Here is a 25124-nt window from a genome sequence, read left to right on the forward strand (position 1 = left end):
ACGCTCAGGTGCCGCAGCTTTATTATTGGTTATCTTGCTTCATTTTGGCTTTCAATGCCGCCAGCTGCTCGCTGATGGCATCGTCCGCTTTCAGGTCAGCAAACTGCTGATCCAGCGACTTTTGCTTACCAATGCTGTGGCTCTCTGCTTCCGCTTCCATCTGATCGATACGACGTTCAAAGGATTCAAAACGCGCCATCGCCTCATCCAGCTTGCCGCTGTCCAGCTGACGACGCACGTCGCGGGAGGAGCTTGCCGCCTGGTGACGCAGGGTCAGCGCCTGCTGACGTGCGCGGGTTTCGCTCAGTTTGTTCTCAAGCTCACCAATCTCTTTCTTCATGCGGATAAGCGTGTCATCTACCAGCGTCACTTCATGCTCAAGCGTAGCGATCATGTCCGCCAGCTTCTGCTTTTCAATTAACGCCGCGCGAGCCAGATCTTCTTTATCTTTGCGCAGCGCGAGCTCTGCTTTTTCCTGCCATTCATTGAGCTGGGCGGTCGCCTTCTCAATACGGCGCGTTAACTGTTTTTTCTCAGCCAGCGCGCGGGCGGAGGTAGAACGCACTTCAACCAGCGTGTCTTCCATCTCCTGAATCATCAGGCGCACCAGCTTCTGCGGATCTTCCGCTTTCTCCAGCAGTGAGTTGATGTTGGCGTTCACGATGTCGGCAAAACGAGAAAAAATACCCATAATCAAATCCTCATAGTTCTGTTATCGGGCTATGCCCTGCTGTATCGATAATACAATTCCCGTGCCAGTTTTATATCTTATTGATTTTATTCAGCGTGATTGATTTTTACTCATCACAGAACTATGCTAACCTGGTGAATATCGCTAAGGAGTGGTTAATTTCATCATGGCTGGATACAAAGACAATTTACTCGGTGAAGCAAACAGCTTTCTTGAGGTGCTCGAACAGGTCTCTCGCCTCGCTCCGCTCAACAAACCGGTGCTGATAATCGGCGAGCGCGGTACGGGTAAGGAATTGATTGCTAACCGTCTGCATTATTTATCCGGACGCTGGGACGGCCCCTTTATTTCGCTGAACTGTGCGGCGCTGAATGAAAACCTGCTCGACACCGAGCTGTTCGGCCACGAAGCGGGCGCGTTTACTGGCGCTCAGAAACGCCACCCGGGGCGGTTTGAGCGCGCCGACGGCGGCACCCTGTTCCTTGATGAACTCGCCACCGCGCCGATGCTGGTGCAGGAAAAACTGCTACGCGTGATTGAGTACGGCGAACTGGAACGCGTCGGCGGCAGCCAGCCTCTACAGGTAAACGTACGTCTGGTGTGCGCCACCAACGCCAATCTGCCGGAGATGGTGGCAGAAGAAAAATTCCGTGCCGACCTTCTTGACCGCCTGGCCTTTGACGTCGTTCAGCTTCCGCCGCTGCGCGAGCGAAGAAGCGACATTATGCTGCTCGCCGATCAGTTTGCGATTCAGATGTGCCGCGAGCTCGGTCTGCCGCTCTTCCCTGGCTTCAGCGATCATGCGCAGGAGACGCTGCTGGCTTACCACTGGCCGGGGAATATTCGCGAACTGAAAAACGTTGTGGAGCGTTCTGTTTACCGCCACGGCAGCAGCGAGACGGAACTGGACAATATTATTATCGACCCTTTTCAGCGCAGTCTGCCGCCGGTTTCCTCCCCGTCATCATCAGGCGATACTCCCGCGCTTCCCCTTGATTTGCGCCAGTTCCAGCACGAGCAGGAGCAACAGTTGCTGGAGCAGAGCCTGAAAGCGGCGAAATATAACCAGAAACGGGCAGCTGAACTCCTGGGCCTGACCTACCATCAGTTACGGGCATTGCTTAAAAAGCATCAAATGCGCTGACAATATCGGCACTTACCCGCAGACATTTTTACGAAGCAGGCGTAAGTGCGATACACTTTGCAGATCGAACCTAAAAACCTTAAAAATTATGCGTCTGGTTTTATCGTCCTTATTTGCACTCGGTCTGTTCAGCAGCCAGGCGTTTGCCGCGCCCGGCCAAACGCCGCAGCCCGACATTCGCGACAGCGGCTTCGTCTATTGCGTGAGCGGCCAGGTGGATACCTTCAACCCGCAGAAAGCGGGCAGCGGCCTGATTGTGGATACGCTTGCTGCACAGCTGTATGACCGTCTACTTGATGTTGACCCGTACACCTACCGCCTGGTGCCTGAGCTGGCGGAAAGCTGGGAAGTGCTGGACAACGGTGCAACCTACCGTTTTCGCCTGCGCGACGATGTCGCGTTTCAGCGCACGCCGTGGTTTACCCCCACGCGCAAGCTGAACGCGGATGACGTGGTCTTCACCTTCCAGCGAATCTTTAACCGCAACCACCCGTGGCATAACGTTAACGGCAGTAACTTCCCCTATTTCGACAGCCTGCAGTTTGCCGACACCGTGAAAAGCGTGCGCAAGCTCGATAACCGGACGGTTGAGTTTACCCTGACGCGCCCGGATGCCTCTTTCCTCTGGCATCTGGCGACCCACTATGCCTCCGTCATGTCTGCTGAATACGCGGCGAAGCTGACGAAAAAAGATCGTCAGGAGCTGCTCGACCGTCAGCCGGTGGGTACCGGCCCGTTCCAGCTGGCCGAATACCGCGCGGGGCAATATATTCGCCTGCAGCGCCATGAACATTTCTGGCGCGGTACGCCGTTGATGCCGCAGGTGGTGGTCGATCTCGGTTCAGGCGGAACGGGACGTTTGTCAAAACTGCTGACCGGGGAATGCGATGTGCTCGCCTGGCCTGCCGCCAGCCAGCTCACCATTTTGCGCGACGATCCGCGCCTGCGCCTGACGTTACGCCCGGGAATGAACATCGCATACCTCGCGTTTAACACCGATAAGCCGCCGCTGAACAACCCTGCCGTTCGTCACGCCCTGGCGCTGGCAATCAACAACCAGCGTCTGATGCAGTCGATCTACTACGGTACGGCGGAAACCGCCGCCTCTATTTTACCGCGCGCCTCGTGGGCCTATGACGGTGAGGCTAAAATTACGGAGTACGATCCGGCAAAGGCGCGTGAGCAGCTTAAAGCGCTGGGTGCGGAAAACCTGACGCTCCAGCTTTGGGTGCCCACCAGTTCCCAGGCGTGGAACCCCAGCCCGCTGAAAACCGCCGAGCTGCTGCAGGCGGATATGGCGCAGGTAGGCGTCAAAGTGATTATCGTACCGGTTGAGGGCCGTTTCCAGGAGGCGCGCCTGATGGACATGAATCATGATTTAACCCTGACCGGCTGGGCGACCGACAGTAACGACCCGGACAGCTTCTTCCGGCCGCTGCTGAGCTGCGCTGCGATTAACTCGCAGACCAACTACGCCCACTGGTGTAACCGGGAGTTCGACGCCGTGCTGCAAAAAGCGCTCTCTTCCCAACAGCTGGCCTCGCGCATCGACGCTTACGATGAAGCGCAGAAGATCCTCGCACAGGAATTACCCGTGCTGCCGCTGGCCTCTTCCCTGCGCCTCCAGGCCTATCGCTATGATATTAAAGGTCTGGTGCTGAGCCCGTTTGGCAACGCCTCGTTCGCCGGCGTGTCGCGCGAAAAAGAACAAGAGGTGAAAAAACCATGATTATTTTTACCTTACGTCGACTCCTGCTGCTGCTGGTGACGCTCTTTCTGCTGACCTTCGTTGGCTTCAGCCTGAGCTACTTCACGCCGCACGCCCCGCTTCAGGGGTCATCGCTGTGGGATGCCTGGCTGTTCTGGTTTAACGGTCTGCTGCACTGGGATTTCGGCGTGTCCAGCATTAACGGGCAGCTTATCTCTCAACAGCTGAAAGAGGTGTTCCCGGCGACAATGGAGCTGTGCATTCTGGCCTTCGGCTTTGCCCTGATGGTGGGCATTCCCGTGGGCATGCTGGCCGGGATCTACCGCAACAAATGGCAGGATAAGTTTATCAGCGCCCTCGCCCTGCTCGGCTTCTCCATACCGGTCTTTTGGCTCGCGCTCCTGCTGACGCTGTTCTTCTCTCTGACAATGGGCTGGCTACCGGTCTCTGGCCGTTTTGATCTGCTCTATACGGTTAAAACGGTGACGGGTTTTGCCATCATTGACGCGTGGCTGTCCGACTCCGTGTGGCGTCATGAGATGATCGTCAGCGCCCTGCGCCATATGGTATTGCCGGTGCTGACGCTGGCGGTTGCACCCACCACCGAAGTGATCCGCCTGATGCGCCTTAGCACCATCGAAGTGTTTGACCAGAACTACGTCAAAGCCGCCGCCACGCGCGGATTGTCGCGCCTGACCATACTGCGCCGCAATGTCCTGCACAACGCCCTGCCGCCGGTGATCCCGCGTCTGGGATTACAGTTTTCCACCATGCTCACTCTGGCGATGATCACTGAGATGGTCTTTAGCTGGCCAGGGCTGGGACGCTGGCTGATTAACGCCATCCGCCAACAGGACTACGCCGCGATTTCCGCAGGCGTAATGGTGATTGGTTCGCTGGTCATTATTGTTAACGTGTTTTCCGATATTCTGGGTGCCATGGCTAACCCTCTGAAGCATAAGGAATGGTATGCCCTACGATAGCGTATACAGTGAAAAGCGCACACCCGGTGCGCTACGTACCGTGTGGCGTAAATTCTATGGTGATACCACGGCAATGATCGGCCTTTATGGCTGCGCCGGGCTGGTATTGCTTTGCGTCTTTGGCTCGTGGTTTGCGCCTTACGGCATCGACCAGCAGTTCCTTGGCTATCAGCTGCTGCCGCCTTCCTGGTCACGCTACGGCGAAGTCTCTTTCTTCCTGGGCACTGACGACCTCGGACGTGACGTGTTGAGCCGCCTGTTAAGCGGTGCTGCCCCAACGGTGGGCGGCGCGTTTGTGGTGACCCTCGCGGCGACGATTTGCGGACTGGGCCTGGGGATTTTCGCGGGCTCCACGCATGGCCTGCGCTCGGCGGTGCTGAACCATATTCTGGATACGCTACTGTCGATTCCGTCTCTGCTGCTGGCGATCATTGTGGTTGCCTTTGCCGGTCCGCATCTGTCGCACGCCATGTTCGCCGTCTGGCTGGCTATCCTGCCCCGCATCGTGCGCTCGGTTTACAGCATGGTGCACGACGAGCTGGAAAAAGAGTATGTCGTTGCGGCCCGTCTGGACGGTGCGACAACCTTCAATATTCTTTGGTTTGCCGTTCTGCCGAACATCGCCGCCGGGCTGGTCACCGAGATCACCCGCGCCCTGTCGATGGCGATCCTGGACATCGCTGCGCTCGGCTTCCTTGACCTCGGCGCACAGTTGCCGTCCCCTGAATGGGGTGCGATGCTCGGTGACGCGCTGGAGTTGATCTACGTGGCGCCGTGGACGGTTATGCTGCCGGGAGCGGCGATTATGGTAAGCGTGTTGCTGATCAACCTGCTGGGCGACGGTATTCGCCGTGCAATTAACGCGGGGGTGCAATAATGCCGCTTCTTGATATTCGCAACCTCACCATCGAGTTTAAAACCGGTGAAGGCTGGGTTAAAGCCGTCGACCGCATCAGTATCACCCTCGCCGAGGGCGAGATTCGCGGGCTGGTAGGCGAATCCGGCTCGGGGAAAAGCCTGATCGCTAAGGCCATCTGCGGCGTGGCAAAAGACAACTGGCGCGTGACCGCCGACCGTATGCGGTTTGACGATATCGACCTGCTGCGCCTCTCCCCTCGCGAGCGTCGCAAACTGGTCGGCCATAACGTCTCGATGATCTTTCAGGAGCCACAGTCCTGTCTCGATCCGTCCGAGCGCGTGGGCAAACAGCTGATGCAGAACATCCCCGGCTGGACCTATAAAGGCCGCTGGTGGCAGCGTTTCGGCTGGCGCAAACGCCGCGCCATCGAGCTGTTGCACCGCGTTGGGATCAAAGATCACAAAGACGCGATGCGCAGCTTCCCGTATGAATTGACGGACGGCGAGTGTCAGAAAGTGATGATTGCCATCGCGCTGGCCAATCAGCCGCGTTTGCTGATTGCAGATGAGCCGACGAACGCGATGGAGCCGACCACTCAGGCGCAAATTTTCCGCCTGCTGTCGCGGCTGAATCAGAATAACAACACCACCATTTTGCTGATCAGCCATGACCTGCAAATGCTGAGCAAGTGGGCGGATAAAATTGACGTGATGTACTGCGGACAAACGGTCGAAACTGCTCCCAGCGAAGACCTGATCACCGCTCCACACCATCCGTACACGCAGGCGCTTATCCGCGCCATTCCCGATTTTGGCAGCGCCATGCCGCATAAGAGCCGCCTGAATACCCTGCCCGGAGCGATTCCGCTGCTGGAATCGTTGCCGATAGGTTGTCGTCTGGGGCCGCGTTGTCCGTATGCTCAGCGTAAATGTATCGAGACGCCGCGCCTGACCGGCGCCAAAAATCATCTTTACGCCTGTCATTTCCCGCTGAACATGGAGAGAGAGTGAAATGGTCGAAACCTTGCTGGAAGTCCGCAACCTGAGTAAGACCTTTCGCTATCGTACGGGCCTGTTTCATCGTCAGACGGTCGAAGCGGTTAAACCCCTGAGCTTTACGCTGCGTGAAAAGCAGACGCTGGCGATCATTGGTGAAAACGGCTCCGGGAAATCCACCCTGGCGAAGATGCTTGCCGGCATGGTCGAGCCCACCGCCGGAGAAGTGTTGATTGACGATCATCCTCTGCACTTTGGTGATTACTCGTTCCGTAGCCAGCGCATCCGTATGATTTTCCAGGATCCGTCAACCTCGCTAAATCCACGCCAGCGCATTTCGCAGATCCTCGATTTTCCGCTGCGGCTGAACACCGACCTGGAGCCAGAGGCGCGCCGTAAGCGCATTGTTGAAACCCTGCGCATGGTTGGGCTGCTGCCGGACCACGAAAGCTACTACCCGCATATGCTGGCTCCCGGGCAGAAACAGCGTCTCGGTCTGGCACGCGCGTTGATTTTACGTCCGAAAGTGATCGTTGCTGACGAAGCCCTGGCCTCGCTGGATATGTCGATGCGTTCGCAGCTGATTAACCTGATGCTCGAATTACAGGAAAAGCAGGGTATCTCCTATATCTACGTCACTCAGCATCTGGGGATGATGAAACACATCAGCGACCAGGTAATGGTCATGCACCAGGGGGAAGTCGTCGAGCGCGGCAGCACCGCGGATGTGATGGCCTCCCCGCTTCATGAGCTGACGAAAAGGCTGATTGCCGGTCATTTTGGTGAAGCGTTGACGGCTGATGCATGGAGAAAAGACCGTTAAGCGCGGCGGTAAACACAGATTGCTTCGCTCAAATAAGGATTAAATAGCCTGCGTGCGCTATTTAATCCTTTTATTTTTTTGTCTCCATCCCTGCTCCACATTTTAAGCAATATCATTCAATAGTTCTTCTCCAGAATACCGGAACATTACGGAGGAGAAGAAATGAACACCACCACTTATGTTCTAAAATACACAGAGTATCTCATCAGAAAATGCCGCTCATATTTCATGACGGACCTGAATTTTCATACTGCAAGACTCAAAAAGACATCAGGCAGAACCCCTGACATTAAATCACCCACTACGTTGAGTGAAAAAATATGTCATCGCCTGGTTTATGACCATAATAATCTCTATACAATGCTTGCCGATAAACTCGCCGTCCGCGAATACGTTGCGTCCAGAACAACGCGCGTAAAAGCGGTGCCTTTGATTGGGGTATACCGCAGGTTTTCGCATATTGATTTTTCAACACTGCCCGATCAATTCGTCCTTAAGTGCAATCATGACAGTGGTAGCACAATAATCTGTACAAACAAAGATCAGTTCAATTACCGGCAGGCCCGAAAAAAGATCACTCTCGCATTAAAGAAGAATTTGTATTACACCACGCGTGAGTGGCAGTACAAAAATATTACACCCGTTATATTGTGTGAGCCTTATGTCGATCTTTTCAATAATGCGGACAGGAACAGCACGCCGGAAATGCTGCGAATTCACTGTTTTCACGGCGTCGCACACTATGTTGAGGCCGATTATACGGATGACCGCGGCAGAGAGTTTATCAACGTTTACGACCGATACTGGAATTTACAGCCCTTCCAGATGGAATATCCTAATACACCAGTTGCGCCCGGCGAGCCGAAATTGTTCCGTGAGGCTTTGCTGGCCGCTCAGGAGCTGGCGAAGGGTCTTGACTACTGCCGCGTTGACCTCATGTTGAAAAGCGATGAAATTTACTTCAGTGAAATAACCTTAAGCCCAAAACGGGGCAAACTGCGTATTACCCCTCTGGATTGGGATACAAAATTAGGCGATATATGGCAGTTAACGCTATCGGCGGGCAGGCCAGGCTGACCTGCCGCCAGGGCTCAGGCGTCGGGCCAGGTCAGTTTGAAAATGGAGTGGTTTTGCTTCGATAAGGTATACGTTACATCGCCACCATGAGCCAGCATGATGGCTTTTACCACCGATAAGCCTAGACCACATCCTTCAGGATTCACATCTCTGGCACCATTATCCCGCTGGAAGGGCTGAAATAAGTAATCATGAAATTCCCTTGGGATGCCCGGCCCGCCGTCCTGAATAAGGATATAATTGCCTTTATCAGAGACGCCATTTTTTACGATGAGTTTCCGCGAAGTTGAATAATGTAATGCGTTGTCAAACAGAACGGCCAGACACTGATTAATGCGTAATGGATCGAATACGCATCGCTGTTCCCTTAATTCTGTCTTAATCGCAAACTGGTTGCGTTTGAACTCGGGCATGAAAGTATCAAGCGCATCCTGGATTGTGCCTTTTGAGGTCCGTTCTGGATTTATACAACGTGTAACCCGCCCCGCCGTCAGAGCTGATGACCCGAAGATCTTCAATCAAACGGGTTAACCCCTCAGTCTGCTTGAGAAGATTATTAAAAAGCAGCGGATCCGGCTCAAAAACGCCGTCAACCAGCCCCTGAAGCCGCCCGCGTAAAATCGTGACCGGGGTTCTCAGCTCATGGGCAATGGCGGCATTCCAGGATTTCCTCTGAATATCCAGCGTCTGGAGTTTTTCCGCCATTTCATTGAAATCTGTGACCAGATGATTGACCTCTCCCAGCCGGGAACTGGCGCAATAAGCCCGGGCGTCCAGCTGGCCCTGAGAAATTTTTCTCAGGCTGGACGCTACCGCGTTTAACGGGGTGAGTATTCGCGAAGAAAGTTTTATCGTTAAAAATATCGCAATTATCAGACTGATTGTTGTCGCGGTCCCGATCCACACCCAGTCCCACATCGTCATTTGCTCGTCATCACCCGCAGCGGCACCGCCGGGGAGGTGATCGAGAATAAACGAGTAAAAAAACCAGGAGCCCAGTACCACAATGGCAATGATCATAAACGTCAGCAACAGCATATACGTTAAGATCTGTCGACTCAGGACAGAGTCTCTGTTCATTTTTTCTCCCCAAGCCGATAGCCCATCCCCCTGATGCTTTCAGGAACGCCATAAAGGCCTGCAAGCTCCAGCTTTTTACGCAGCTTACTCATATGGCTGTCTACCGTTCTGTCGAGCGCATCGCCTTCCGGCAGACACGCGTTGAGTAACTCTTCGCGGGAACAGACCTTTCGCGGGAATCTCACCAGATAAGTCAGAAGCTTAAATTCCGTGGTCGTTAATACTGGCGAGACCACTTCTGCGCCCACGGTGACCTCAACGTAGAAATCGTCCGGATAGACCGTAATAAAAGTCGTCCTGAGAGGCGCGGCCTCCGCCTGCTGGAGAGCGGGTCTGGTTCTGCGCAGCACGGCTTCAACCCGCGCGACCACTTCGGAAGGGTTGAAAGGTTTGATGACGTAATCATCCGCGCCAAGCCTCAGCCCCATCAGTTTATCCACGTCCTGATCGAGTGCGGACACCATAATGACGGGCACAGAACTTTCCTGACGGAGCGTCGTGAGTACGCTCCAGCCATCGCATACGGGCAGATGGATATCCAGCAAGATAAGATCCGGTTTATGGAGTCGATTGAGCGCTATCGCCTGCTCGCCCTGTCGGGCTCTCAGCGTTTTCATCCCAGAACGCTCTAAGTAACTCATCAGTATATCGGCAATTTCGTTTTCATCTTCAACAACAAGGGTTAGAGTATTTTTGTTCATTTTATCTCCGCGGGTAAAATCCCTTTGAGCACGCTATCAGATATCTTTAGCGCAATAAGACACAGGCTCCGGGAAAAAGTGCCGTGGCCGTGAAAATTTCCTGAATTAATTTAAGCGCCCGGCAATTTCTCCATACAGCCTACACATTCCGTCAATAAAGACTCGACAATGTCAGTCCACAATAGTTATTCGGAGTTAAACCGTCTTCCGTTTAACGTGGTAAATACCCTCGACGCGTAAAGGCTTTCTGAATTTGGTTGAGATAATGAGCATGGAACTTTCGAAATACTTCTCTCCTAAAAAAATCTGCATATTTTCTCTCTTCCTGCTGCTATCGTGGGGATTACTTTATACCTGGCTGGTACTGATGCATAAAATGGATGAAAAAGTCGCCGCAACGCTACCCTCTTCCCCCATTATCTATGGCTGCATTGCCCTTTCGGTTGTCTCTCTGATAATACAAAACAAAGCAGGCGCGTTCACAGAATTATTACTCATCGCCTTCTGGCTAATGGTGATTTTTGTTTATCTCATTATTACGTTCACTGTGCTGCTGAACGCTACGCCAGATTTTAACGATCTGGTGTTTTACTATGAGTGTTATTTAATTCTCTTTTTTGGCGGTTCACCGCTGTACCTCATCATGAGAATGATATAAACAACCGCGTTGTTTCGCTCCACACTCTCTCCATAAACCGCCCATGTCCGCTAAACAGGCGAGTTGTAGACTTTCCACCACACCACTTTGAACAAAAATAACTCACTGAAATAGCCACATACCCGTTACCCATAATGATGAACCTTACTAATAACCGTCGTTCTCCTCAGGGGTATCGGCAAGCGCGTATCAACCGACGACGAAATTCACGTATCTGGAAGTTAAATTAATGCCTCATTTTTTTATTGAACGTCCCGTTTTCGCCTGGGTAGTGGCGCTTTTTATCGTCCTGGCGGGCGTATTGTCTATCCCCCGACTGCCGGTTGCACAGTATCCGGCGGTGGCACCGCCAGGGATCATTATTTCTGTCACCTACCCGGGCGCCAGCCCCGATATTATGAATACATCGGTGGTGTCGTTAATTGAGCGCGAAATATCTGGCGTCGATAATCTGCTCTACTTCGAATCGTCCAGTGACACAACCGGTTCTGCGTCTATTACCGTGACCTTTAAGCCCGGCACGGACATCAAGCTGGCGCAGATGGACCTTCAGAACCAGATCAAAATTGTTGAACCGCGTTTGCCACAGGCGGTCAGGCAAAATGGTATCAATGTCGAGGCGGCCAATTCCGGATTTTTAATGATGGTGGGGCTGAAGTCCGCAACCGGTAAATTTGAGGAAGCCGACTTAAGCGATTATTTTGCCCGGCACGTGAGCGACGAGCTTCGCCGCGTACCTGGAGTAGGGAAAATTCAGCTGTTTGGTGGCGAAAAAGCGCTGCGCATCTGGCTGGACCCGATGAAGCTTCATAGCTACGGACTTTCGGTGAGCGATGTTCTTACCGCTGTTGGCCAGCAAAATGCCCTGGTTTCGCCCGGCAAAACGGGAGATGAACCGGCATCTGAAGGGCAAGGCGTAACGTATCCGATCACCGTGAAGGGGCAGCTCACTTCCGTAGAGGCTTTCAGGAATATTACCCTGAAATCAGAAGCGTCCGGTGCAAGGCTGAAGCTGTCCGACGTCGCGCGCATTGAGTCCGGCCTGCAAAGCTACGCTTTCGGTATCCGCGAAAATGGGCTGCCCGCAACGGCTGCGGCAGTCCAGCTATCACCTGGCGCCAATGCGATGAGCACGGCTGCAGGCGTACGCGCGCGCATCGACGAACTTTCTCAGGTGTTGCCGGAAGGAATGACGTTTACGGTTCCCTTTGATACCGCGCCTTTTGTGAAGCTCTCCATCATGAAGGTGGTGCAGACGTTTGTTGAAGCGATGGTCCTGGTCTTCCTCGTGATGCTGCTGTTTCTGCATAAGATACGCTGTACGCTTATCCCGGCGATTGTTGCCCCCGTCGCACTGCTTGGCACCTTCACGGTGATGCTATTGAGTGGATACTCCATCAATATTCTGACCATGTTCGGCATGGTTCTGGCGATTGGGATTATCGTAGATGACGCTATTGTGGTCGTGGAGAACGTCGAGCGCCTGATGGAAGAAAAACAACTCTCTCCGCGCGATGCGACCCGGGAGGCGATGAATGAAATCACGCCGGCAATTATCGGGATCACGCTGGTGCTTACCGCCGTCTTTATTCCCATGGGTTTCGCCGAAGGATCCGTCGGGATTATTTATCGACAATTTTGTATTTCCATGGCGGTATCCATACTGTTGTCGGCATTTCTTGCCCTCACGCTTACCCCCGCGCTTTGCGCGACGCTACTTAAGCCTCACAGCGCAGCAAAGCACGGTGGTGGCGGGTTCGCGGCAGGGTTTAACGCCCGCTTTCGTACCCTCACGACGTGGTACGAATCCGGGCTGGGCACGGTACTCAGACGAACCGGGCGTATGCTGCTGCTGTACGTTGCGCTTTGTGCTGCGCTGTTTTTTGGGCTTTCTTCGCTGCCCTCGTCCTTTCTTCCGGATGAAGATCAAGGCTATTTTATGTCCTCCATTCAGCTGCCTTCCGATGCCACCATGCAGCGCACCCTGAAAGTAGTGAAAAAATTTGAAGAGGAAATTGCGACCCGGCCGGATATTGAAAGCAACATTATGATTTTGGGATTCGGGTTTTCAGGCTCGGGACCGAATTCGGCCATGGCCTTCACCACGCTGAAGGACTGGAAAGATCGGCAGGGTTCTACCGCACAGAATGAAGCCGACCATATACAGGCCAGCATGGCTAACTTCTCTGATGCCGTCACGATGAGCCTTCTCCCGCCAGCCATTTCGGATATGGGCACCTCCTCAGGCTTCACCTGGTACGTACAGGACAGGGCGGGACTGGGCTATGGAGCGTTAAAGAGAGCGGCCGATGCGCTGGTTGTGAAGGCTAATCAACGTCCTGAACTGAGTGACGTGTATATAGACGGTCTGCCGGAAGGAACAAGCCTGGCCCTTCAGATTGACCGGGAAAAAGCGGAAGCGCTGGGCGTTTCATTTGATGAAATCAACCAGACGCTCTCGGTCACCATGGGGTCGAACTACGTTAATGACTACACCAACAACGGCCGCGTTCAGCAGGTCATTATTCAGGCCGATGCCCCTTACCGCATGCAGCCTGAGCAGATCCCGAAATTATCGGTAAAAAACCGTATGGGGCAGATGGTGCCAGTCTCTACATTTGCAATGCTTTCCTGGAACGTTGCGCCGCAGCAATTGACGCGTTATCAGGGATATTCTGCTATCCGCATTACCGGCAGTGCGGCCCCGGGCACATCCAGCGGTACCGCAATGAAGGTTATGGAGACGTTGTCACGGGATTTACCGCAGGGGATGGCCGGCGAGTGGGCCGGGAGTTCATTGCAGGAGAGAAAATCCGAATCTCAACTCCCGGGTCTGATCGTTCTGTCGATACTGGTCGTGTTCATGGTGCTCGCCGCTCTGTATGAGAGCTGGTCAATTCCCTTTGCGGTCATGCTGGTCGTTCCCCTGGGGCTTATCGGTGCGGTAGTTGCCGTCTCCGTTGCGGGCATGACGAATGATGTTTTCTTTAAGGTCGGTCTTATTACCCTGATAGGCCTGTCCGCCAAGAACGCCATTCTGATTGTCGAGTTTGCAAAGCAGCTCCATCGGGAAGGACAATCCCTGCTGGCGGCAACGATACAGGCCGCAAGCCTTCGTCTGCGCCCTATTCTGATGACATCGTTAGCCTTTACGTTAGGCGTGGTGCCACTGATGCTGGCGCGTGGCGCGAGTGACAGCACGCAGCACGCTATCGGCACCGGGGTGTTTGGCGGCATGATTAGCGGCACGCTTCTCGCGATCTTCTTCGTCCCGGTATTTTTTATTGTTGTTGCGCGTTTCGTTGAAAACACCAGGAAAGTGTGAATACCGCTGAGCGGAACCTTGCTGGTTGGATGAGGCGAAGCTGCTGCCGGGTGATATACTGGACGAATGCTGAAATTTTGAGCCCCTGCCAGCCCGCGCCTCACCTTTTGGTGCATTCGTCTTCGGAGATCGGCAAGAAATAGCGTGACACAAGGGGCTGTGTGTGGGCTATAATTTCGAGCTAATTTCGAATGATTTTGAAATACTGCCTGTAACGCTATGAATTACAAGGCAAAATAAGCAATGAATATAAGGATTAAAGCTATGGGTTTTCTTTCCGGTAAGCGCATTCTGGTGACTGGCGTTGCCAGCAAACTGTCCATCGCATACGGCATCGCTCAGGCAATGCATCGCGAAGGCGCTGAGCTGGCGTTCACCTACCAGAACGACAAGCTGAAAGGCCGTGTTGAAGAATTTGCCGCGCAGCTGGGTTCCAGCATTGTTCTGGAATGTGACGTTGCACAAGACGAAAGCATTGATGGCATGTTTGCTGAACTGGCAAAAGCATGGCCAAAATTCGACGGTTTCGTTCACTCCATCGGCTTCGCGCCTGGCGACCAGCTGGACGGCGATTACGTGAACGCGGTTACCCGTGATGGCTTCAAAATCGCGCACGACATCAGCTCCTACAGCTTCGTTGCGATGGCGAAATCTTGCCGCGCGATGCTGAACCCGGGCGCAGCGCTGCTGACCCTGTCCTACCTGGGCGCTGAGCGTGCTATCCCTAACTACAACGTGATGGGCCTGGCAAAAGCGTCTCTGGAAGCTAACGTACGCTACATGGCGAACGCAATGGGCCCAGAAGGCGTGCGCGTTAACGCCATCTCTGCGGGTCCTATCCGCACTCTGGCGGCGTCCGGCATCAAAGATTTCCGTAAAATGCTGGCACACTGCGAAGCGGTTACCCCGATTCGTCGTACCGTTACCATTGAAGATGTCGGTAACTCTGCAGCATTCCTGTGCTCTGACCTTTCCGCAGGTATCTCCGGCGAAGTGGTTCACGTTGACGGCGGCTTCAACATCGCTGCAATGAACGAGCTGGAAATTAAATAAGCTGTTGCTCTCTTCCCGCACGGGAAGAGAGCTTTCCCCCTCCGCGCCATCCCTTCGTTATTCCGTTCTGCTATTTGTTATCACCTAACAATATTTTTCCCTTTATCAGCCTTACGCCAGGATATTGATCGCCATTTTGAGATCAAGGAACGCCCATGGAACAACGCCGTTTTTCCGGCAAAGGCCACTGGTATCATGAAACCCAGTCAAACCACGCGCAGTCGGATGTGCTGCCCCTGGTGCCCGAAGCCGCTAACGTCGACGATCGTTTTTTGCTCGATTTAGCCCTCCCTGACGAGATTGTCGGCGCCTGTACCGGCTGGCTTGCCCCTGCCAGAACCTTATGCCACCAGCTGTTCCCGCTCTCACTTCCCCTAAACCGCCTGCGAACACTCAGCGCCTATGACCGGTTAAGCACCGCATTGACGGTTGCCCAGGCCTGCGGCATTCAGCGGCTGTGTAACCATTACGCTGCCCTTCTTGCCCCGCTGCCGGGCCCTGACTCCTCGCGCGAAAGCAACCGACGGCTGGCACAAATCACCCAGTATGCCCGCCAGCTCGCCAGCTCGCCTGACGTCATTGATGATAAAGCGCGGACCCAGCTGGATGAGGTGGGGCTGACAACCTATGACATAGTGGCGATCAATCAGATTATCGGCTTCACTGGCTTTCAGGCGCGCGTGGTCGCAGTCTTTCAGGCCCTGCTCGGCCACCCCGTTCGCTGGCTGCCGGGCCATCATATTCAGCCGCATACCCTGCCAGCGTGCACCGAGGCGTGGGTGGCGCTTCTGCCCGTCGTCGAGCTTCGCTATGCGAGTGCGCATCAGCTTGAGTCACTTTCCCGCTGGCAGGCAGAACCCGCGCTTGAGGGACTGACGCCGGTGCTGTGCCACGAGCCAACGCTGCTCGACCTGACGGGAGAGATCCTGCTAAATAGCAGGGTCACGACGCCACACGCCTCTCCGGCGCTTGCGGCAGCAGTCGACTTACTGGCACGTTCACCGGACCGCTTCAGCGCCGCACAGTTTACTCCGCTCACGGAAGGCGGACTGACTGCCGTCCAGGCGATAGCCCTGCTCACCCAAAGCGCGTTTGAGGGGTGGATCAACCGACTGAAAGTCGCGTCTGGCAAAGCGGAATAACCCTACTCATACCCTAAAGACCGCTTGCTGTAGCAGTGAGAATCGCGTAAAACTGTCAGCCGCTCAATGGCTACGAAAATAGAACATTATGTTTCAGGACAACCCGCTGCTAGCGCAGCTTAAACAGCAACTGCATTCCCAGACGCCGCGTGCAGAAGGGGTCGTAAAAGCCACGGAAAAGGGCTTTGGCTTCCTTGAAGTTGACGCGCAGAAAAGCTACTTCATTCCGCCACCGCAGATGAAGAAAGTCATGCATGGCGATCGCGTCATGGCCGTCATTCATACCGAGAAGGAGCGTGAGTCCGCCGAGCCGGAAGAACTGATCGAACCGTTCCTGACCCGCTTTGTGGGCAAGGTACAGAGAAAAGACGATCGCCTTTCTGTCGTGCCGGATCACCCTCTGCTGAAAGATGCCATTCCCTGCCGGGCCGCACGCGGCGTTGAGCATGATTTTAAAGACGGTGACTGGGCCGTGGCCGAAATGCGCCGTCACCCTCTGAAAGGCGACCGCGGATTTTACGCGGAACTGACCCAGTTTATCACCTTCGGTGATGACCATTTCGTTCCGTGGTGGGTTACGCTTGCGCGCCACAATCTTGAAAAAGAAGCGCCAGACGGCGTGGCAACCGAGATGCAGGACGAAGGTCTGACGCGTCGCGATCTTACCGCGCTGGAATTTGTCACCATCGACAGCGCCAGCACCGAAGATATGGACGATGCGCTCTACGCTGAAGAGAGCGACGACGGCAAACTGCATTTAACCGTCGCCATCGCCGACCCTACGGCCTGGATTGTGGAAGGCAGCAAGCTGGACGATATGGCCAAAGTGCGTTCGTTCACTAACTACCTGCCGGGCTTTAACATCCCGATGCTGCCGCGCGAACTGTCTGACGATCTCTGCTCGCTTCGCCCAAATGAAGTGCGCCCGGTTCTCGCCTGCCGCATGACCATTGCCGCAGATGGCACGATTGAAGACGATATCGAATTCTTTGCTGCCACCATTGAATCAAAAGCCAAGCTGGCATATGACAATGTCTCCGACTGGCTGGAGAACACGGGTAGCTGGAAACCTGAATCCGACGCCGTTGCGTCACAGATTCGCCTGCTGCACCGTATCTGCCTGAACCGCAGCGAATGGCGTAAAACCCACGCGCTGGTCTTCAAGGATCGCCCGGATTATCGCTTTGTTCTGGGCGAAAAAGGTGAAGTGCTGGATATCGTGGCCGAGCCGCGACGCATTGCTAACCGCATCGTCGAAGAAGCGATGATTTCCGCCAACATTTGTGCCGCGCGCGTGCTGCGCGACAGGCTGGGCTTTGGTATTTACAACGTTCACACCGGATTCGACCCGGCCAATACCGAAGCGCTGGCCGCCCTGCTGAAAAATCACGATGTGCATGTTGATCCGGAAGAAGTGCTGACGCTGCCGGGCTTCTGCAAGCTGCGCCGCGAACTGGACGCGCAGCCGTCCGGTTTCCTGGACAGCCGCATTCGCCGGTTCCAGTCCTTCGCGGAGATCAGCACCGAGCCAGGCCCGCACTTCGGCCTCGGCCTGGAAGCCTACGCCACGTGGACATCCCCTATCCGTAAGTATGGTGATATGGTTAACCATCGGTTGCTGAAAGCGATCATCAAAGGCGAAACCATTGCACGTCCTCAGGACGACACGACCATTCAGATGGCCGAGCGTCGCCGCCTGAACCGCATGGCAGAGCGTGACGTGGGTGACTGGCTGTACGCGCGTTTCCTTAAGGATAAAGCCGGTACCGATACCCGCTTCGCGGCGGAGATCATTGATATCAGCCGCGGGGGGATGCGCGTCCGTCTGGTGGATAACGGTGCTGTCGCCTTTATTCCTGCCCCATTCCTGCACGCCGTTCGCGATGAACTGGTCTGTAGTCAGGAAAATGGCACCGTGCAAATTAAAGGTGAAACAGTGTACAAGGTCACGGACGTGATCGACGTAACTATCGCTGAAGTTCGTATGGAAACCCGCAGTATTATCGCGCGCCCTGTTGCCTGATAACCTGCTAAATTGTTGGCCGTTTCTTCTCGGAATGGCCGACAATTTTTCTTTTTTCTCTCCTCCGTAAATTCATCATTTTTTCTTACTATTTCCTGCCTCCGCCCGCCCAAAATTGCCATAATTATCTACAGTAAAAGAGTGCCGTCATATTCGGTTACGTGAATTTATATACGCTGTGTATTCTTTTTTACCTGACTCGTTTTATGATAATAAAACAGGGAAAAACAATAAGTTCACTTCGGTTTTGCCGCTGTTTTACAACGGAAAAGTCGACTGCAAATGAATAATTTGTGCGCTAATGAATAGCGGCGGGAGAAATCATGATTGACGACCTGGAGCAGAATTTGCTGTTTCGTTACATGGGTACTCACAGCCCGTGGTGGCGATTGTCCGCTGACAGCAACACTCTGCATCTTGCCGCCAGCGAAAATGCCGATGTTACTCAGGTCGTGACGCTGGATGATGAACAGGCTCTCCTGATTCGTCAGCTCACGGTGATCACCTCCAGCATTTCTCTGAACCTTTCCCTTTACGGCGAAGAGGTTCCCGTCCATCTTGTCGGGCGCAAAATTACCCGTAATGAATGGGCCGGTACGGCTTCCGCCTGGAACGATACACCCTCCGTGGCACGCGACCTGGCGCAGGGGCTTTCTTTCGCGGAACAGGTTGTTTCTGAAGCGAACTCCGTCATCGTTATTCTCGACCAACACGGTAATATCCAGCGTTTTAACCGCCTGAGCGAAGAGTACACCGGCCTGAAAGAACACGAAGTCATCGGCCAGAACGTGTTTAAACTCTTCATGAGCCGCAGCGAAGCGGCTGCCTCGAAGCGTAACATCGCGGGTTTCTTTCGCAACGGCAGCTCTTATGAAGTTGAACGCTGGGTGAAAACGCGCAAAGGACAACGATTGTTTCTGTTCAGAAACAAATTTGTGCACAGCGGCAGCGGTAAAAATGAAATTTTTCTTATCTGTTCCGGGACCGACATTACGGAGGAACGCCGGGCGCAGGAGCGTCTGCGCGTGCTGGCCAACACCGATACCATCACCGGCTTGCCAAACCGCAATGCCATCCACGAACTGATTTCTGACGCCATCCGTAGCCGCGGCGAAACGCAGATTGGCGTGGTGTATCTCGACCTGGATAACTTTAAAAAGGTCAACGATGCCTACGGGCATATGTTTGGCGATCAGCTGCTCCAGGCGGTTGCGCTCGCCATTCTGAGCTGTCTTGATGAAGGACAGGTGCTGGCGCGGCTCGGCGGCGATGAGTTTATCGTGATGGCCACCAATACCTCTCAGGGTTCGCTGGAAGCGATGGCGTCGCGCATTCTGACCCGCCTGCGCCAGCCGTTCAGAATCGGTCTGATCGAGGTTTACACTGGTTGCTCCCTGGGGATCGCCCTCGCACCGCAGCACGGGAACGATCGGGAAAGTGTAATTCGCAATGCCGACACTGCCATGTACACTGCCAAGGAAAACGGTCGGGGTAAATTCTGCGTCTTTTCCCCAGAAATGAACCAGCGCGTATTTGAGTATCTGTGGCTGGACACCAACCTGCGTAAAGCGCTGGATAACGATCAGCTCCTGATCCACTACCAGCCCAAGATGACCTGGCGCGGAGAAGTGAGAAGTCTTGAAGCGCTGGTTCGCTGGCAGTCGCCCGAGCGCGGCCTGATCCCGCCGCTGGAATTCATCTCCTACGCCGAGGAGTCGGGGCTGATTGTGCCGCTGGGCCGCTGGGTCATGCTGGATGTGGTTCGCCAGGTGGCGAAATGGCGTGACAAGGGGATTAACCTGCGGGTGGCCGTGAACGTTTCTGCACGTCAGCTGGCCGACCAGACCATATTCAGTGACTTAAAGCAGGTGCTGAAGGATCTGCGTTTTGAGTACTGCCCTATCGACGTAGAGTTAACCGAAAGCTGTCTTATTGAAAACGAAGAGCTGGCGCTCTCCGTGATCCAGCAATTCAGCCGCCTCGGGGCACAAATTCATCTGGATGATTTTGGTACCGGCTATTCTTCCCTTTCCCAGCTGGCGCGTTTTCCAATCGACGCCATTAAACTCGATCAATCCTTTGTCAGGGATATCCACAAGCAGCCGATCTCACAGTCTCTGGTACGCGCCATTGTCGCAGTAGCCCAGGCGTTAAACCTGCAGGTGATCGCCGAAGGGGTGGAGAACGCAAAAGAAGACGCCTTTCTGACCAAGAACGGCGTCAACGAACGGCAGGGTTTTCTTTTTGCTAAGCCGATGCCCGCTGCCGCATTCGAGCGGTGGCTAAAACGATATCAAGCGCGACAACAGCGTTGAGCCATACAGAGGTTCATTTTCGTTTATGTAATTTCGTTAGGGCGTTTTTTCCCTTCTCTTTTGAACCTATTTTCTGCATCATTGAAAATATTCACTTTTCGCTCATGGGGAGAGATTATGTCTACTATTGATCCACAAGCTGTAGCACAACGTATTGATACCGTGCTGGATATCCTGGTGGCGGGTGATTATCACTCTGCGATCCGTAATCTCGAGATCCTGAAGTCTGAACTTCTTGCTCAGAATGGAGCCGACAATGCTCCTGAAAACAGACAGCCAAAAGCGCCGTGGGAAGTGTAATCCCGCCCTTTCCGACCTCATTTCGCTTCACTAATTGGATGCTATGAATTCCCGACAACAACTCATTTTGCAGATGGTCATCGATCAGGGACGCGTAAGCGTTGTTGATCTTGCGAAAACCACCGGCGTTTCGGAAGTAACAATCCGTCAGGATCTCAACCTGCTGGAAAAACAGAGCTACCTGCGACGTGCGCATGGCTACGCCGTGCCGCTGGATAGCGAGGACGTTGAGACGCGCATGATGAACAACTATGCGCTCAAACGTGAACTGGCAGAATTCGCCGCGTCGCTGGTAAACAATGGTGAGACGGTCTTTATTGAAAACGGCAGCTGCAACGCGCTTCTGGCGCGCACGCTTGCTGACCAAAAAGACATTACCATCATCACCGTCAGCAGCTATATCGCCCATTTGCTCAAAGAGACGCGCTGTGAGGTCATTTTGCTTGGTGGCATTTACCAGAAAAAAAGCGAAAGCATGGTCGGCCCGCTGACCCGGCAGTATGTCCAGCAGGTCCATTTCAGTAAGGCCTTCATCGGTATCGACGGCTGGCAGCCGGAGACAGGCTTCACCGGCCGGGACATGATGCGCTCCGACGTGGTTAACGCCGTGCTGGAGAAAGAGTGTGAAGCCATTGTGCTCACTGACAGCTCAAAGTTTGGCGCCGTCCACCCTTACACCATGGGTCCAGTCTCTCGCTTTAGCCGCGTAATTACCGATGAAAGATTGAGTGACGCGCACCGTAATAAACTGGAAGAAGACGGTTTAATCGTCGATATTATTAACACGGCCTCCTGAATCATCTTCGCGCCCGTATTTCGGGCGCACGTTTCGCCCTTCGTCTGAGATGATTCCTATCCCTCCTTTAAGAGTTTTTACCTGTTTAACCTGCCCTAAAGTCGTAAAATTAATGTTAGCGATATAACAGGAAGTGACTATCACCTGCGTGATTACGTAACGCCTGCGCGACAAGCTTTCACGGAAAAAGAATTAGGTATTCATTTTGGCTATACTTAACGTGTACATCTTTCCGTGAATCGATAATTCAGGAGAAAGTATTATGACCTTAACCAGCAAAAAATTAGCCGCCGCTGTTCTGGCAATCACTGTAGCAATGTCCCTGAGCGCGTGCTCTAACTGGTCTAAACGTGACCGTAACACCGCTATCGGTGCCGGTGCCGGTGCGCTCGGTGGTGCAGTATTAACAGATGGTAGTACGCTGGGTACATTAGGTGGCGCTGCTGTCGGTGGTATTATCGGTCACCAGGTTGGCAAATAATTATTCTATAGCCTTCCCGGATATTGCGCATTTGAACGCATTTCAGGTCTGACTTACGCACGTATATAACACGAGCCACGGCATTTGCCGTGGCTCATTTATTTTAACCGCCCGCCAGTTTAACTTTCATGCCTTTGGCTTCGAGCAGCGATTTAATTAAATCGCGTTTATCACCCTGAATCTCAATAATGCCGTCCTTCACGGCACCACCGCAGCCACATTTCTTTTTCAGTTCCGCTGCGAGCTTGTTCAGCTCTGCATCATCCAGATCAATCCCGGAGATAAGGCAAACCCCTTTTCCTTTTCGCCCACTGGTTTGACGCTGGATACGAACAATGCCGTCACCTTTCGGACGTTCCGCTTTCATTTTCGGCTCGTCTATGCGCCCGCTCTCCGTTGAGTAGACCAGACGACTATTGGAATCAGTCATTACGCCCCCTTTTTCAATGATGCGTTGATAGCCTTAAGCGTTTCTGCCGGGTTTGCTGACTGTGTCACCGGCCGCCCGATTACCATGTAATCGACGCCCGCAGCCAGGGCCTGCTCAGGCGTCATAATGCGGCGCTGATCGCCCACGTCGCTGCCAGCAGGACGAATGCCTGGCGTGACCAGTTTAAAATCTTTGCCCAGTTCTGTTTTAAAGCGTACCGCTTCCTGCGCGGAGCAGACGACGCCATCGAGACCGCAATTCTGCGTCAGACGCGCGAGACGTTCAGCATGATCGGCAGGTGACAACGTCACGCCAAGATCGCGTAAATCGCTTTCGTCCATACTGGTCAGTACAGTGACCGCAATCAGTAATGGGGCATCATTGCCGAACGGCAAGAGCGCTTCACGCGCTGCGGTCATCATTCTCGCCCCACCTGAGGCATGGACATTGACCATCCACACTCCCAGATCTGCGGCGGCGGCTACGGCGTGCGCCGTGGTGTTCGGGATATCATGGAATTTGAGATCGAGGAAAACATCGAAACCGCGCTGCTGCAGATCGCGGACGATTTGCGGCCCAAACAGCGTGAACATCTCTTTTCCAACTTTCAGACGGCAATCGCGAGGATCGATACCGTCAACAAAGGCCAGTGCTGCGTCACGCTTATTGTAATCAAGCGCAACAACAACAGGAGAATCCGTAATAACGCGGGAAGTGGAGGATGTAACAGACGTCATGACCAGCCCTTTTCGTCTATGGGCGCGCAGCGGCGCGGAACAGATAAACGGCCAGCATTCTACCTGCCGCCGCCGCAAAATGACAGAAGCCATTTACGCCCCTGCCAGGCCAGCAAACCGCACGGTGTCCAAAGAGTGGTAAAACCAATCAGTATGTTGTAACTAAAATGATCTGTTTTAAAAAATTACTGCCCGTCCAGGCCACGGATTGGCTTGATGGTGGACCATGCCCGGCAGGAAGGACAGTGCCAGTAGAGCGTATAGGCGGTAAAGCCACACTTCTGACAGCGGTAACGCGGCTTGCTGCGTACCTGCTCGCCAACCATGTCGCGCAGCACCATCAGGCTCTCTTTGGCGCGCCCTTCTTCCGCATCATTCAGGTGGTAATCCATCAGCTTATGGAAAACCCGCATGGTAGGATGACGCTGCAGCTGGCGCGTAATATACACCTGCGCGGTATCGCTCCCCTCATACTGTTCAACCACGTCTGAAAGCATCAGCTCAGCGGTCGCGCCGGTATTCTCTTCCACACAGCGGCGCAGGAATGCCACCCACTCTTCCTGCTTGCCCAGCTGCTGGTAGCAGGTTTGCAGCATTTCCAGCGTTTCACTGACCAGCTCTTTATCCTGGTCGATGACCCGCAGCAGGCTTTCAACAGCTTTAGCGTAATCGCCATTCGCCATGAAGACGCGCCCCATCATGATGGAGATACGTGCGCTATTGCGATCCGCGGCGGCGCCTTTCTTCAGCAACGCCATGGCTTTGTCCATGTCATCGTTACCCATCTGCTGAAGCGCAAGCTCACAGTAGAAATGGGCGATTTCAACGCGCTGCTTATCTTTACCCAGCTTCACCAGGCGTTCGGCAGTATCAATGGCTTTCTGCCAGTCGCTGGTGGCCTGATAAATCTGCAGCAGCTGCTGCAACGCGCCGATACGGAAATCCGTTTCATCCACCAGTTGCGTGAACATATCTTCAGCGCGATCGTACAGCCCCGCCGCCATATAATCCCGCCCCAGCTGTTGTACCGCCAGGAGTCGTTGATCGTAGGTCAGGGAGGCGCTTTCCATCAGGGTCTGGTGGATACGGATGGCGCGATCTACCTCGCCGCGCGAGCGGAACAGGTTGCCGAGGGTAAGATGGGCTTCGACGGTGCCGGTATCCTCTTTCAGCATATCGAGGAACAGGTCTACCGCTTTATCCTGCTGATTGCTCAGGAGGAAGTTCACCCCTGCAACGTAGTCACGGGAGAGTCGGTTTGCCTCATCCTGCTTTGTTTGTTGCGCACTTCTGCGGCCCATATACCAGCCATAGGCAGCGGCTACAGGCAAAAGCAGAAACAACAACTCCAGCATAGTCGATTATTCCTTCACGACCGGCACACCAGAGCTTTCCGGAATGTCGGACGCAGGCGCAATGTGCTGTTCAAGTCGTTTAATTTTACGTTCAGCGCGCGCAAGAGAAACACGAACTTTCAACCAGAAAAGACCACAAACCAGCCAGCCGATGGCAAAGCCCGCAGCAAATAAGACCGCCAGCAGGCTAGAGACCCGATACTCACCCTGCGCCAGCAGATAGTTAAACGTTACCTGTTGATCGTTTTGTGCACCCAATGTGACTGAAATGACAAAAATCGCCAATACCAGTAAGAAAATGAGTAAATATTTCACATTACTTCCCGTTATGTGGTTCAAGCGAATAAAGTGTGTTCAACTCACCGCAATCAGCCTTATAAACTACCATTTTAGCGACGGGCGCGAAACGGAAAAAGTAACGCGCACGTCATGGATTTATGGGCGAAAT

22 protein-coding genes and 1 pseudogene are annotated in these 25124 nt (G+C 53.9%); 16 read left to right on the forward strand and 7 right to left on the reverse strand.

All coding sequences use genetic code 11. The features are described 5' to 3' along the window. Positions 1-22: 22 nt before the first annotated feature. Positions 23-691: a phage shock protein PspA gene (pspA, locus tag D5066_RS09410; RefSeq protein ID WP_119915780.1), complete on the reverse strand. Its 669-nt coding sequence runs from the start codon at positions 689-691 to the stop codon at positions 23-25. A gap of 166 nt (positions 692-857) precedes the next feature. Between pspA and pspF the strand changes: the two genes are divergently transcribed. The 7 genes from pspF to D5066_RS09445 all read left to right on the forward strand — a co-directional run bounded on the left by pspF (position 858) and on the right by D5066_RS09445 (position 8280). Beyond that, complete coding sequence (gene pspF / locus D5066_RS09415) at positions 858-1835, forward strand: phage shock protein operon transcriptional activator (protein ID WP_080329295.1); 978 nt, start codon at positions 858-860, stop codon at positions 1833-1835. Between the two features lie 88 nt (positions 1836-1923). Then, positions 1924-3564 carry an ABC transporter substrate-binding protein SapA gene (gene sapA, locus D5066_RS09420; RefSeq protein WP_119915781.1) on the forward strand — a complete coding sequence of 547 codons (1641 nt, stop codon included), beginning with the start codon at positions 1924-1926 and terminating at the stop codon, positions 3562-3564. Further along, positions 3561-4526: a putrescine export ABC transporter permease SapB gene (gene sapB, locus D5066_RS09425; RefSeq protein ID WP_119915782.1), complete on the forward strand. Its 966-nt coding sequence runs from the start codon at positions 3561-3563 to the stop codon at positions 4524-4526. Before sapA ends, sapB begins: the two co-directional genes overlap by 4 nt. Continuing rightward, positions 4513-5403, forward strand: a complete 891-nt coding sequence (sapC, locus tag D5066_RS09430; RefSeq protein WP_119915783.1) for a putrescine export ABC transporter permease SapC — start codon at positions 4513-4515, stop codon at positions 5401-5403. The genes sapB and sapC overlap by 14 nt, the downstream gene beginning before the upstream one ends. Then, the gene (gene sapD / locus D5066_RS09435) at positions 5403-6395 is read left to right on the forward strand and encodes a putrescine export ABC transporter ATP-binding protein SapD (protein WP_047958816.1); all 993 of its coding nucleotides are present in this window, start codon (positions 5403-5405) and stop codon (positions 6393-6395) included. The genes sapC and sapD overlap by 1 nt, the downstream gene beginning before the upstream one ends. Position 6396: 1 nt before the next feature. Then, entirely contained in the window at positions 6397-7203 is an 807-nt protein-coding gene (gene sapF / locus D5066_RS09440; protein ID WP_080329299.1) for a putrescine export ABC transporter ATP-binding protein SapF, read from the forward strand. A gap of 162 nt (positions 7204-7365) precedes the next feature. Further along, a complete protein-coding gene (locus D5066_RS09445; RefSeq protein ID WP_119915784.1) occupies positions 7366-8280 on the forward strand; it encodes an ATP-grasp fold amidoligase family protein in 915 nt (304 codons plus the stop codon). Between the two features lie 14 nt (positions 8281-8294). Here D5066_RS09445 and D5066_RS09450 read toward each other — a convergent pair. Both D5066_RS09450 and D5066_RS09455 read right to left on the reverse strand, forming a co-directional pair. Continuing rightward, positions 8295-9360: pseudogene (locus D5066_RS09450) on the reverse strand (ATP-binding protein). Further along, positions 9357-10061 (reverse strand): response regulator, encoded by a 705-nt coding sequence (locus D5066_RS09455; protein ID WP_119915785.1) that lies wholly within the window; start codon positions 10059-10061, stop codon positions 9357-9359. Before D5066_RS09455 ends, D5066_RS09450 begins: the two are co-directional and overlap by 4 nt. Before the next feature lie 271 nt (positions 10062-10332). On the opposite strand from D5066_RS09455, the gene crrC reads away from it, so the two are divergent. The 9 genes from crrC to osmB all read left to right on the forward strand — a co-directional run bounded on the left by crrC (position 10333) and on the right by osmB (position 22154). Further along, positions 10333-10719 (forward strand): colistin resistant protein CrrC, encoded by a 387-nt coding sequence (gene crrC / locus D5066_RS09460; RefSeq protein WP_165853337.1) that lies wholly within the window; start codon positions 10333-10335, stop codon positions 10717-10719. 229 nt (positions 10720-10948) lie between these two features. Next, a complete protein-coding gene (locus tag D5066_RS09465; protein ID WP_119915787.1) occupies positions 10949-14044 on the forward strand; it encodes a multidrug efflux RND transporter permease subunit in 3096 nt (1031 codons plus the stop codon). A 264-nt stretch (positions 14045-14308) separates the two neighbouring features. Then, entirely contained in the window at positions 14309-15097 is a 789-nt protein-coding gene (gene fabI, locus D5066_RS09470) for an enoyl-ACP reductase FabI (RefSeq protein WP_003856831.1), read from the forward strand. 155 nt (positions 15098-15252) lie between these two features. After that, positions 15253-16239 carry a CMD domain-containing protein gene (locus tag D5066_RS09475; RefSeq protein ID WP_119915788.1) on the forward strand — a complete coding sequence of 329 codons (987 nt, stop codon included), beginning with the start codon at positions 15253-15255 and terminating at the stop codon, positions 16237-16239. An 88-nt stretch (positions 16240-16327) separates the two neighbouring features. After that, positions 16328-18262 carry an exoribonuclease II gene (locus tag D5066_RS09480; protein WP_119915789.1) on the forward strand — a complete coding sequence of 645 codons (1935 nt, stop codon included), beginning with the start codon at positions 16328-16330 and terminating at the stop codon, positions 18260-18262. A gap of 323 nt (positions 18263-18585) precedes the next feature. After that, positions 18586-20577 (forward strand): cyclic di-GMP phosphodiesterase, encoded by a 1992-nt coding sequence (pdeR, locus tag D5066_RS09485; protein WP_119915790.1) that lies wholly within the window; start codon positions 18586-18588, stop codon positions 20575-20577. A gap of 117 nt (positions 20578-20694) precedes the next feature. Next, a complete protein-coding gene (locus tag D5066_RS09490) occupies positions 20695-20877 on the forward strand; it encodes a YciZ family protein (RefSeq protein ID WP_080329307.1) in 183 nt (60 codons plus the stop codon). Between the two features lie 43 nt (positions 20878-20920). Beyond that, positions 20921-21673 (forward strand): DNA-binding transcriptional regulator YciT, encoded by a 753-nt coding sequence (gene yciT / locus D5066_RS09495; protein WP_119915791.1) that lies wholly within the window; start codon positions 20921-20923, stop codon positions 21671-21673. 262 nt (positions 21674-21935) lie between these two features. Further along, complete coding sequence (osmB, locus tag D5066_RS09505; RefSeq protein WP_008501216.1) at positions 21936-22154, forward strand: osmotically-inducible lipoprotein OsmB; 219 nt, start codon at positions 21936-21938, stop codon at positions 22152-22154. Between the two features lie 103 nt (positions 22155-22257). On the opposite strand, the gene yciH is transcribed toward osmB, so the two are convergent. From yciH to D5066_RS09525, 4 genes are all read right to left on the reverse strand, one after another. After that, a complete protein-coding gene (gene yciH, locus D5066_RS09510; protein WP_063942363.1) occupies positions 22258-22584 on the reverse strand; it encodes a stress response translation initiation inhibitor YciH in 327 nt (108 codons plus the stop codon). Continuing rightward, positions 22584-23321 (reverse strand): orotidine-5'-phosphate decarboxylase, encoded by a 738-nt coding sequence (gene pyrF, locus D5066_RS09515; protein ID WP_119915793.1) that lies wholly within the window; start codon positions 23319-23321, stop codon positions 22584-22586. Before pyrF ends, yciH begins: the two co-directional genes overlap by 1 nt. A 185-nt stretch (positions 23322-23506) precedes the next feature. Next, the gene (gene lapB, locus D5066_RS09520; RefSeq protein ID WP_080329309.1) at positions 23507-24676 is read right to left on the reverse strand and encodes a lipopolysaccharide assembly protein LapB; all 1170 of its coding nucleotides are present in this window, start codon (positions 24674-24676) and stop codon (positions 23507-23509) included. 6 nt (positions 24677-24682) lie between these two features. Further along, positions 24683-24991, reverse strand: a complete 309-nt coding sequence (locus D5066_RS09525) for a LapA family protein (protein WP_080329310.1) — start codon at positions 24989-24991, stop codon at positions 24683-24685. Positions 24992-25124 lie beyond the last annotated feature (133 nt).

The organism is Enterobacter chuandaensis (genome assembly GCF_003594915.1).
Classification (GTDB): Bacteria; Pseudomonadota; Gammaproteobacteria; order Enterobacterales; family Enterobacteriaceae; genus Enterobacter; species Enterobacter chuandaensis.

Coding starts and splice junctions, on each gene's coding strand:
- pspA (WP_119915780.1), bottom strand. CDS start 691: ATGGGTATTTTTTCTCGTTTTGCCGACATCGTGAACGCCAACATCAAC.
- pspF (WP_080329295.1), top strand. CDS start 858: ATGGCTGGATACAAAGACAATTTACTCGGTGAAGCAAACAGCTTTCTT.
- sapA (WP_119915781.1), top strand. CDS start 1,924: ATGCGTCTGGTTTTATCGTCCTTATTTGCACTCGGTCTGTTCAGCAGC.
- sapB (WP_119915782.1), top strand. CDS start 3,561: ATGATTATTTTTACCTTACGTCGACTCCTGCTGCTGCTGGTGACGCTC.
- sapC (WP_119915783.1), top strand. CDS start 4,513: ATGCCCTACGATAGCGTATACAGTGAAAAGCGCACACCCGGTGCGCTA.
- sapD (WP_047958816.1), top strand. CDS start 5,403: ATGCCGCTTCTTGATATTCGCAACCTCACCATCGAGTTTAAAACCGGT.
- sapF (WP_080329299.1), top strand. CDS start 6,397: ATGGTCGAAACCTTGCTGGAAGTCCGCAACCTGAGTAAGACCTTTCGC.
- D5066_RS09445 (WP_119915784.1), top strand. CDS start 7,366: ATGAACACCACCACTTATGTTCTAAAATACACAGAGTATCTCATCAGA.
- D5066_RS09455 (WP_119915785.1), bottom strand. CDS start 10,061: ATGAACAAAAATACTCTAACCCTTGTTGTTGAAGATGAAAACGAAATT.
- crrC (WP_165853337.1), top strand. CDS start 10,333: ATGGAACTTTCGAAATACTTCTCTCCTAAAAAAATCTGCATATTTTCT.
- D5066_RS09465 (WP_119915787.1), top strand. CDS start 10,949: ATGCCTCATTTTTTTATTGAACGTCCCGTTTTCGCCTGGGTAGTGGCG.
- fabI (WP_003856831.1), top strand. CDS start 14,309: ATGGGTTTTCTTTCCGGTAAGCGCATTCTGGTGACTGGCGTTGCCAGC.
- D5066_RS09475 (WP_119915788.1), top strand. CDS start 15,253: ATGGAACAACGCCGTTTTTCCGGCAAAGGCCACTGGTATCATGAAACC.
- D5066_RS09480 (WP_119915789.1), top strand. CDS start 16,328: ATGTTTCAGGACAACCCGCTGCTAGCGCAGCTTAAACAGCAACTGCAT.
- pdeR (WP_119915790.1), top strand. CDS start 18,586: ATGATTGACGACCTGGAGCAGAATTTGCTGTTTCGTTACATGGGTACT.
- D5066_RS09490 (WP_080329307.1), top strand. CDS start 20,695: ATGTCTACTATTGATCCACAAGCTGTAGCACAACGTATTGATACCGTG.
- yciT (WP_119915791.1), top strand. CDS start 20,921: ATGAATTCCCGACAACAACTCATTTTGCAGATGGTCATCGATCAGGGA.
- osmB (WP_008501216.1), top strand. CDS start 21,936: ATGACCTTAACCAGCAAAAAATTAGCCGCCGCTGTTCTGGCAATCACT.
- yciH (WP_063942363.1), bottom strand. CDS start 22,584: ATGACTGATTCCAATAGTCGTCTGGTCTACTCAACGGAGAGCGGGCGC.
- pyrF (WP_119915793.1), bottom strand. CDS start 23,321: ATGACGTCTGTTACATCCTCCACTTCCCGCGTTATTACGGATTCTCCT.
- lapB (WP_080329309.1), bottom strand. CDS start 24,676: ATGCTGGAGTTGTTGTTTCTGCTTTTGCCTGTAGCCGCTGCCTATGGC.